The sequence below is a fragment of the uncultured Microbacterium sp. genome, assembly GCF_963521695.1.
In the GTDB taxonomy this organism is placed as follows: Bacteria; Actinomycetota; Actinomycetes; order Actinomycetales; family Microbacteriaceae; genus Microbacterium.
In genome coordinates, this window is sequence record NZ_CAUQWC010000144.1 from 1 (window position 1) to 9,090 (window position 9,090).

Consider the following 9,090-nt stretch of genomic DNA (forward strand, 5'->3'; position numbering starts at 1 on the left):
GGCACGCACCCTCGCGGCCGGCGAACGGCTGCGGGCGAGCGGCCGCACGGCGAGCAGCCCCAAGGCGAGCGACGGGGTCAGCCGCGGAAGACGACGATCTCGTCGTTCTGCTCGTCGTAGACGAACTGCAGGGCGGTGCCCGCGGGGAAGCTCGTCTGCTCGCGCTCGGGCGATTCCTCACGAAGCAGCATCGTCGAGGTCGGCGGAAAGACACCGGCGCCACAGACGCTCAGCACGGGGTAATCCCCGGTGTAGGAGAAGCCGACCCCGCCGCTCGTGTCGAGCAGCGCGGGCTGCCAGAGGGTCATGCAGCGCGCCGTGCCCCCCGGATCCTGATACGAGGGCAGAGTCAGCGCCCGGAAACCCTCGAACTCCTCATAGGCGGTGACCTCGCCGATGACGCCCCGCGCCAGCGTCGAGGGGACGTCGAAAGCCGGATCGGCCGACAGCCGTGCGATCTGCGTCGCACCGGTCTGCAGGGGATCGGTCTGCACCCGTTGGACGAGGGTGAGCGCCGTGGCCAGGGTTGCGACGACGACGGCCGCCGCTCCCAGGAGCAGCACCGTCGATCGACGCGGGCGCGGCAGGGAGAAGCGCGGCGGAGCGGGAGCGGCATCCGGTGCCGGCTCACTCGTGGGGATGAGGGGTTCTCCCTCGACGGGAGCGGGTTCCGTTTCCGCCGAGACCGGCCGCGCCTCGAGCTCGATCAGTCGTCGCAGGGCGTTCGGGTCTGACGCGATGTCAGCCGTCGGAGAATAGGCCCGGCGACGCAACTGAGCGAGTTCGTCTTGTTCATCGATCGGCATGAGGCGATCTCACCATCAACAACGGCCGGGGTCGCGCGGCGAACCGGGCCTCGCGCAGATCGGAGGGCCGGTCGGCTCGTGTCCCGCGCCGCGCACCCCCGACGTTGCTCTGCCGCACGACTCGGGACCGGAACCGATGGGGGCGGTGCGACGACGTGTCCCCGTTCGTGCAGCCCCGTACCGATCTGCCGCACGAAGTGGGACCTCGGCTGAGGGGGACGGTACGACATGTCCCCGTTCGTGCAGCCCCGGCCCCAGGAATCCGCACGCAGGGGGACACGTCCCGCGCCGTCGACCTCACCGCCCCGTGAACTCCGGCGCGCGCTTCGCCTGGAACGCCGCGAAGCCCTCGCGGTAGTCGTTGGTGCGGGCCAGGGCCGTTTGCGCGCGATTCTCGAGTGCCATCGCCTCCCAGAGGCCCAGCCGCTCGTCACGGACGGCCGTCACGATGCGCTTGCTGGCGCGGAACGCCTCGGTGGGCCCGGCCGCCGCGCGACGGGCGGCGAGCACGGTGGCATCCTGGATCTCGGATGCCGGGACCACCCGCGAGAAGAGCCCGGCGCGTACGGCCTCCTCTCCGGTCAGCATGCGGCCGGTGTAGATGAGATCGAGCGTGGCGTGGGTGCCGAGGCGTTCGACGAACAGCGCGTGGCCACCGGAATCGAGGGTCGCACCGAGGGCGGCGAACGGGGAGCCGATCCTGGCGTCGTCGGCGACGTAGACCACGTCGGTGGCGATGAGCAGACCGAGGCCCACGCCGAGGCACGCCCCGTGGGCTGTGGCGAAGGTCGGCGCGAGGAACGCCGACATGCGACGGAGCAGGGGCGCGAGTGTGCCCTCGAGGTACCCCGCGACGTCGTCGATGGCCGGGTCGACGCCCGAGATGTCGCGCCCGGCGCAGAACGAGGGTCCCTCGCCGCGCAGCACCACGGCGCGCGCGCCGTCGGCCTCGGCGCGGTCGTAGGCATCGGCGAGCGCGCGCAGGTCGTCGATGCGGAGGGCGTTCCGGCGCGACGGCGCGTTCAGGGTGATCTCGGCGAGACCGTCAGCGAAGGCGTAGTCGATCACGGCATCCCTCTCATCCGTCGTAGTCGACGCGGACGACGTCGGTGCGCGGGTGCGACTGGCAGGTGAGGACATAGCCGCGCTCGATCTCGTCGGGCTCGAGCGCATAGTTCTCGGTCATCGACACCGCCCCCTCGATGACGCGGGCGCGGCAGGTGCCGCACACACCGCCGGCGCAGGCGAAGGGCACGTCGGGGCGCACGCGGAGGGCGGCGGCGAGGATCGTCTCATTCGCGGCGACCGGGCTCTCGACCGCGGCGGACTGCCCGTCGAGCGTGAACGCGATGCGGCGCACCGCCTCGTCGGCGCGGACGCGCACGGGGCGCGCTCCGCCGGTCTGCGCGGGCGCATCGCCGTCGCCCGCGGTGAAGAGTTCGAATCGCACGCGCTCCCGCGGCACGCCCACCTCGCCCAGCACCCCGCGGCACAGCTCGACCAGCGCATACGGCCCGCACAAGAACCACTCGTCGACGGATGCCGTATCGATGAGCCGCGACAGGATCACGCGCAGGCGCTCCTCGTCGAGGCGACCGGAGAACACCGGTGCGGTGCGCTGCTCGCGGGAGAGCACGTGGTGAAGGGTCAGCCGGGCCGGGTAGCGGTCCTTCAGATCGGCGAGCTCGTCGACGAACATCACGTCGGTCGACGAGCGGTTGACGTACACGATCGTCACGCGCGTCTCGGCGGATCGTTCGAGCACGCCCGCGGCGAGCGCCATGATCGGGGTGATCCCCGATCCCGCGGCGATCGCGACGACGTGGCCGGTGGCCGTCGAGTCCCTCGAGACGAAGGTGCCCTGCGGGCTCATGACGTCGATGTGGTCGCCGGGATGGAGACCCCGATGAGCCCAGGACGAGAACCGGCCCTCGGGGTCGCGTTTGATGCCGACGCTGAGGGAGCCGCGCACGGGCGGGCGGCACAATGAGTAGGAGCGACGCAGCTCCTCTCCGTCGACGTGGGCACGCAGCGCGACGTACTGACCGGGGGCGTAGTCGAAGGCGTCGGCGAGGTCGTCGGGGACGGTGAAGGTCACCTCGATCGCCGTCGGGGTGAGCGGGCGCACGTCGGCGACCCGCAGGGTGTGGAACCGGGCGCGGGGGCGCGCGGTGGCGGCCGGGGGCACGGCATCCATCGTCGTCATCAGAGCGCCTTGAAGTGGTCGAAGGGCTCGAGGCAGGCGCGGCACTCCCAGTGCGACTTGCACGCGGTGGAGCCGAAGCGGGAGACCTCGCGCGTATCGGGCGAGCCGCAGCGCGGGCAGGCGACGCTGAGCGTCAGGCGGATGGGTCCGGCGGGGGCGCGTCCGGTGGGCGGGGCGATGCCGTAGGCCGTGAGTTTGCGCGTGCCGGCCTCGCTCATCCACTCGGTCGTCCACGCCGGGGCGAGGGTGGTCTTCACCACGACGTGCTCGAAGCCGGCCGAGGTCAGCGCGAGCAGGATGTCGTCGCGGATGGCGTCGACGGCGGGGCACCCCGAATACGTGGGCGTGATCGTGACCGTGACGGTGTCGCCGTCGAGGCGCACGTCGCGGAGCACTCCGAGGTCGTCGATCGTGAGCACCGGCACCTCGGGATCGACGACCGCCGCGACGACCTCGCGCGCACGCTCGAGCGCGGCCATCACCAGATCGCCCCCGGGTGGCGGCGGGCCAGCACCTGCATCTCGGCGAGGAGCGGCCCGAAGACGGGATGGTGGATGCCGCGGCGTCCGCCGGCGGACGATCCGGGGATCGCGGGAACCGGCACCTCCTCCTCCGCGAGTACCGCGGCCAGCACGTCATCGACGCGCCCGCGCAGCGTCGAGGGGCGCACCGCGATGTCGCCGAGACGGTCGTGCAGGGGCTCGTCGCGGAAGAGCTCGTCGAGGAACGGCCAGGTGTCGTCGAGCGCGACGAGCACGCGCCGGCGGGACTCGTCGGTCCCCCCGGCCAGGCGCAGCGTCCACTGGACGGCGTGGTCGCGGTGGTAGTCCACCTCTTTCTCCGCTTTGGCCGCGACGGCGGCGAGGAGGGGATCGGTGGATGCCGCGAGCTCGCGGTACAGCTCGAGGAGGTACGTCGAGGCGAGGAGCTGGCGTGCAATGGTGTGTGCGAAGTCGCCGCGCGGGAGCTCGAACAGCCACGCGCAGCGGAACTCGTGCTCGTCGCGTCCGTAGGCGAGGTCGTCTTCGCTCTGGCCGTCGTGGCTGCCGGCGTAGCGCAGCAGCGACCGGGCGTGGCCGAGCAGATCGAGGGCGATGTTGCCGAGGGCCACATCCTCTTCGAGCTCGGGCGCACGGGCGATCCACCCGCTCAGGTTCTGCGCGAGGATGAGCGCGTCGTCGCCGAGGCGCATCGCGTAGGCGGCGACGTCGGGATCGACGGCGCGCTCCTCTTCCCCGGCGAACTCGGCGGAGAGCTCGCGTGCGTCGAGCGAGACGTCGCCGTGCGGGTCTCCGGCGTGGGGGTCCTCGGAGGCTTCGACGGGCTCAGCCACCGATGCCGCGCCGGGTCCCTGAGCCTGTCGAGGGAGCCGGCCCCCCGCGCCGGACGCGTCGACGGGCTCAGCCACCGGCGCCGCGTCGTGATCAGTCGCGGTGCTCACAGGTGCGGCACCCCCTCGGAGGCGGTGTAGTACACCGCGTGGCGATAGTTCTTCCCCGACGGCGACTCGAAGAACGCGCCTTTCGCTCCCGGGTCGCTGGTGGTCACGGCATCCGAGGGCACGACCCACACCGAGACCCCCTCTCCGCGGCGGGTGTACAGGTCGCGGGCGTTGCGCACGGCGAGGTCGGCGTCGGGCGCGTGGAGCGATCCGACGTGAACGTGGCTGAGGCCGCGGCTCGCGCGCACGAACACCTCCCACAGGGGCCAGATCTCGGCGGGGCTGCCGCCGGGCGTTCCCATCAGGCGGCCTCTTCCGCGAGGCGGCGCTGCTTCTTCGCCGCGTACGCCGCAGCGGCTTCGCGCACCCACGCGCCCTCTTCGTTGGCGTCGCGGCGGTGCTGGCGGCGGGTGGTGTTCAGCGGTCCGCGCCCGGCGAGCACCTCGTGGAACTCGGTCCAGTCGATCTCGCCCATCTCGTACCGCCCGGTCTCGTCGTCGAAACGGAGCTCGGGGTCGGGAAGCGTGACGCCGAGCACGGCCGCCTGCGGAACCACCTTCGACACGAACCGCTGGCGCAGGTCGTCGTTGCTGAAACGCTTGATGTTCCACGCCATCGACTGGGCCGAGTTGGGCGAGTCGTCGTCAGGGGGCCCGAACATCATGAGGCTCGGCCAGTACCAGCGGTCCACGGCATCCTGAGCCGTCTCGCGCTGCGCCGGGGTGCCCTGCATCAGGGTGAGCAGGATCTCGAAACCCTGCCGCTGGTGGAACGACTCCTCTTTGCAGATGCGCACCATCGCGCGGCCGTAGGGTCCGTACGATGCCCGGCACAGCGGCACCTGGTTGCAGATCGCGGCCCCGTCGACGAGCCACCCGATTGCGCCCATGTCCGCCCAGGTCGGGGCGGGGTAATTGAAGATCGACGAGTAGCGCGCTCTCCCGTCGACGAGCTGCTGCGTCATCTCGTCGCGCGTGATGCCCAGGGTCTGCGCGGCGGAGTAGAGGTAGAGGCCATGGCCGGCTTCGTCCTGCACCTTGGCGAGCAGGATCGCCTTGCGCTTCAGGCTCGGCGCCCGGGTGATCCACGCCCCCTCGGGCTGCATGCCGATGATCTCGGAGTGCGCGTGCTGCGAGATCTGCCGGATCAGCGTGCGGCGGTACCCCTCCGGCATCCAGTCGCGCGGTTCGATCCGGCCGTCGGCCTCGATGAGGGCACTGAACAGGGCCTCGCCGTCGTCGACTTCGGGGGCGGTCATCGTCATCGTCGACTCCTTTTACAGACCGATCGTTCAGTAAATTGTATCCACGGGGCTGTCGAACCGCAACGGCCTTACGCTCACGCCGGCACCGGCACCGGCTGCCACGTCTTCGCCACCAGCGTCAGCACGTCGTACTGCGCGACGATCTCGTCATCCTGATTCCGGATGACGGCGTCCCACCGCACCTCGCCGTACTCGTCGGTCTCGCGCGGGGTGATCTGCTTGGCCGTGAGGGCGACGCGGATGCGGTCGCCGGGTGAGACGGGGGTGACGAAGCGGAGGTTCTCCAGGCCCGAGTTCGCCAGCACCGGACCCGGCGCCGGGTCGACGAACAGCCCCGCCGCCCACGACACGAGCAGGTATCCGTGCGCGACGCGCCCCGGGAAGAAGGGGTTCGCCGCGGCGGACTCCTCGTCCATGTGGGCGTAGAACGTGTCGCCGGTGAAGGTTGCGAACACCTCGATGTCGTCGAGGGTGACTTCGCGTTCGGCCGAGTCCACGGCATCCCCGATCCTCAGTTCCGAGAGGGCCTTGCGGAAGGGATGGATGCCGCCGGTGTCGGTATCGGCACCCGGATGCCACACCCCGGTGAGCGCGGTGAGGATGCGGGGAGAGCCCTGAATGGCCGTCCGCTGCATGTAGTGGAGCACCGAGCGGATGCCGCCGAGCTCCTCGCCTCCGCCCGCGCGACCGGGGCCACCGTGCACGAGATGCGGCACGGGGGCACCGTGGCCGGTCGAGGTGCGGGCGTCGTCGCGGTCGAGGAAGAGCACACGGCCGTTCATCGCGCCCATGCGCGTGAGCAGTTCGGTCGCGACGCCGGGGTCGTGGGTGGCGACGCTCGTGACGAGCGACCCGCCGCCCCGACCCACGATGTCGGCCGCTTCGGCGACGTCGGTGTACTCGACGATGCTGGCGACAGGGCCGAAGGCCTCGATGTCGTTGACGGCGGGGGTGGCGGCATCCGCGAAGGCCAGGAGCATCGGCTCGAGGAAGGCCCCCTCTGCGGGCAGGCCCTCCGGCGCTTCGGCCGAACCGACGACGAAGCGCCCACCGGCGTCGGTGAGCGCGTGCACCTGTCGCCGCACCTCGTCGCGCTGTGCGATCGAGACGAGCGGCCCCATGGTCACGCCGTCGGCGCGCGGGTCGCCGATGACGACGCGTTCCGCGATCTTCTGCTGCAGCGCCTCGGCCACGGCATCCGTCATCCCCATCGGCACGATCGCCCGACGGATCGCGGTGCACTTCTGTCCCGCCTTGGTGGTGAGCTCGACGAGCAGCTGCTTCACGTAGGCATCGAACTCGGGGGTGCCGAGCACCGCGTCGGGACCGAGGATCGAGGCGTTGATCGAGTCGGTCTCGCTCGTGAAGCGGACGCCCGATCTCGCTCGCGCGCGCAGATGTTCGGCCGTGGAGGCACTGCCGGTGAAGCCGACGGTGTCGCCGACATCGAGCAGGTCGAACAGGCCCGGCACACCGCCACTCACGAGCTGCAGCGCACCCTCGGGCAGCAGCCCCGACTCGACGACGATGCGCACCCACGCTTCGGCGACGTACGAGGTGGGGGTCGCGGGCTTGACGATGGTGGGGAGGCCCGCGAGGAAGGCCGGGGCGAACTTCTCGAGCGCGCCCCACATGGGGAAGTTGAAGGCGTTGATCTGCACCGCGACTCCCGGGAGGGGCGTGTAGACGTGCCGGCCGAGGAAGGAGCCGTCCTTCGACAGCGGCTCGATCGGCCCGTCGAGCACGACGTTGCCGGCGGGCAGCTCGCGGCGCGCCTTCGACGAGAACGTGAACAGCACGCCGATGCCGCCGTCGACGTCGCTGAGCGAGTCGCGCCGCGTGGATCCGGAGCGCTCCGACAGGACGTAGAGCTCTTCGCGGCGGTCGTTCAGCGCGATCGCGAGGTTCTTCAGCACCATCGCGCGCTGGGCGAAGGTGAGTGAGCCGAGGCTTCTCCGGCCGACCGTGCGGGCGTAGTCCACCGCGCGGGCGAGGTCCAGCCCGCGAGTGCTGACGCGCACGATCTCGTCACCGGTCGAGGCGTCGCGCACGATCGCGGCATCCGGATCGCCATCGGGCGTCCACCATGCGCCGTTCACGTAGCTGGGGAGAAACGTCATCATTCGCTCCATTCGTAGAATCCGCGGCCGGACTTCCGGCCCAGATGCCCCTCGGCGACGAGTCGCCTCAGCAGCGCGGGCGGGGTGAAGCGGGCGCCGAACGCGCGCTCGAGTTCTTCGGCGATGCCCAGGCGCACGTCGAGTCCGACGATGTCGGTCGTGCGAAGCGGTCCCATCGGATGCCGATACCCCCGCTCCATCGCCGCGTCGATGTCGTGCGCCGAGGCGACCCCCTCTTCGAGCATGCGGATCGCCTCGAGCCCCAGGGCCACCCCGAGCCGACTCGAGGCGAAACCCGGCGCATCGCGCACGACGACGGCGGTCTTGCCGATGGCGTCCACCCAGTCCCGCGCCGTCTGCACGACCTCCGGAAGGGTGGCAGCGCCGGTCACGACCTCGACCAGCGCCGATGCCGGCACCGGGTTGAAGAAGTGCAGGCCGAGGAAGCGCTCGGGCCGCGCGAGCGATGCGGCGAGCGCGTCGATCGAGATCGAGGAGGTGTTGGATGCCACCACCGCGGCGTCATCGACGACCTCCTCGATCCGCCGGAGGGCGGCGAGCTTGAGGGCACGGTCCTCGGGGACGGCCTCGACGACGAGCCCCGCACCCGCGAAGGCGGCGAGGTCGATGCCGGCGGTGAGGGCGTCGGCATCCGGGACCGTCCCCCGCGCGGCGGAGCGCTCCATATCGGCGTCGACCCGGGCTCGGGCGTGGCCGGCGGCGGCAGCGTCGCGCTCGACGATGTGCACGCGGCAGCCGGCGAGCAGGAACGCATGCGCGATGCCGGATCCCATGCGGCCCCCGCCCAGCACGCCCACCGTGGCGGGGAGGGATGCCGGGGGTCCGGAGCGGGCCGATGTGCCGGCGCTCGGGTCGGCGGGGAGGGCGGTCACTTCTTCCTCTCCAGGAACGCGGTCATGCGCCGGTGCTTGTCGACGCTGTCGAACAGTTCGGCCTGCAGCTCGCCGTCGATGGCGGGGTGCGCGGCGCGCGGCGCCAGCAGAACGCGTTTGGTGAGCACCGTGGCGCGGGCGGAGTTCGCCGCGATCCGGTCGACGATCGCGTGCGCGGCGGCGAGCAGGTCATCTGTCTCGTGCACACTCGACACCAGCCCCCAGAAGAGGGCCTCGTCGGCGTCGATCACGCGTCCGGTGAGCAGCAGTTCGCTCGCGCGCGCGTGCCCGCCGATCTCGGGCAGGCGCCACGACGCTCCCGCCGCGGCGATGATGCCGAGGCCCGGCTCGGGGTTGCCG

10 protein-coding genes are annotated in these 9,090 nt (G+C 71.4%); all 10 read right to left on the minus strand.

Annotation, left to right across the window (positions count from 1 at the left end):
* Positions 1 to 77: 77 nt before the first annotated feature.
* Positions 78 to 806: a hypothetical protein gene (locus RWP81_RS11125; protein ID WP_314456094.1), complete on the minus strand. Its 729-nt coding sequence runs from the start codon at positions 804 to 806 to the stop codon at positions 78 to 80.
* 297 nt (positions 807 to 1,103) lie between these two features.
* Complete coding sequence (locus tag RWP81_RS11130; protein ID WP_314456096.1) at positions 1,104 to 1,874, minus strand: enoyl-CoA hydratase-related protein; 771 nt, start codon at positions 1,872 to 1,874, stop codon at positions 1,104 to 1,106.
* 10 nt (positions 1,875 to 1,884) lie between these two features.
* Positions 1,885 to 3,012: a 1,2-phenylacetyl-CoA epoxidase subunit PaaE gene (paaE, locus tag RWP81_RS11135; RefSeq protein ID WP_314456098.1), complete on the minus strand. Its 1,128-nt coding sequence runs from the start codon at positions 3,010 to 3,012 to the stop codon at positions 1,885 to 1,887.
* Positions 3,012 to 3,491 carry a 1,2-phenylacetyl-CoA epoxidase subunit PaaD gene (gene paaD, locus RWP81_RS11140; RefSeq protein ID WP_314456100.1) on the minus strand — a complete coding sequence of 160 codons (480 nt, stop codon included), beginning with the start codon at positions 3,489 to 3,491 and terminating at the stop codon, positions 3,012 to 3,014. Before paaD ends, paaE begins: the two co-directional genes overlap by 1 nt.
* Positions 3,491 to 4,345 (minus strand): 1,2-phenylacetyl-CoA epoxidase subunit PaaC, encoded by an 855-nt coding sequence (gene paaC, locus RWP81_RS11145; RefSeq protein WP_314456102.1) that lies wholly within the window; start codon positions 4,343 to 4,345, stop codon positions 3,491 to 3,493. Before paaC ends, paaD begins: the two co-directional genes overlap by 1 nt.
* Before the next feature lie 104 nt (positions 4,346 to 4,449).
* Positions 4,450 to 4,755, minus strand: coding sequence for a 1,2-phenylacetyl-CoA epoxidase subunit PaaB (gene paaB, locus RWP81_RS11150; protein WP_314456104.1), 306 nt, complete (start codon positions 4,753 to 4,755; stop codon positions 4,450 to 4,452).
* Positions 4,755 to 5,717: a 1,2-phenylacetyl-CoA epoxidase subunit PaaA gene (gene paaA / locus RWP81_RS11155; RefSeq protein ID WP_314456107.1), complete on the minus strand. Its 963-nt coding sequence runs from the start codon at positions 5,715 to 5,717 to the stop codon at positions 4,755 to 4,757. Before paaA ends, paaB begins: the two co-directional genes overlap by 1 nt.
* Positions 5,718 to 5,791: 74 nt before the next feature.
* Positions 5,792 to 7,840, minus strand: a complete 2,049-nt coding sequence (paaZ, locus tag RWP81_RS11160; protein WP_399540587.1) for a phenylacetic acid degradation bifunctional protein PaaZ — start codon at positions 7,838 to 7,840, stop codon at positions 5,792 to 5,794.
* Complete coding sequence (locus RWP81_RS11165) at positions 7,837 to 8,730, minus strand: 3-hydroxyacyl-CoA dehydrogenase family protein (protein WP_314456111.1); 894 nt, start codon at positions 8,728 to 8,730, stop codon at positions 7,837 to 7,839. Before RWP81_RS11165 ends, paaZ begins: the two co-directional genes overlap by 4 nt.
* The coding region (locus RWP81_RS11170) for an enoyl-CoA hydratase-related protein (protein WP_314456113.1) at positions 8,727 to 9,090 on the minus strand (364 nt) is incomplete at its 5' end. The genes RWP81_RS11170 and RWP81_RS11165, both read right to left, overlap by 4 nt.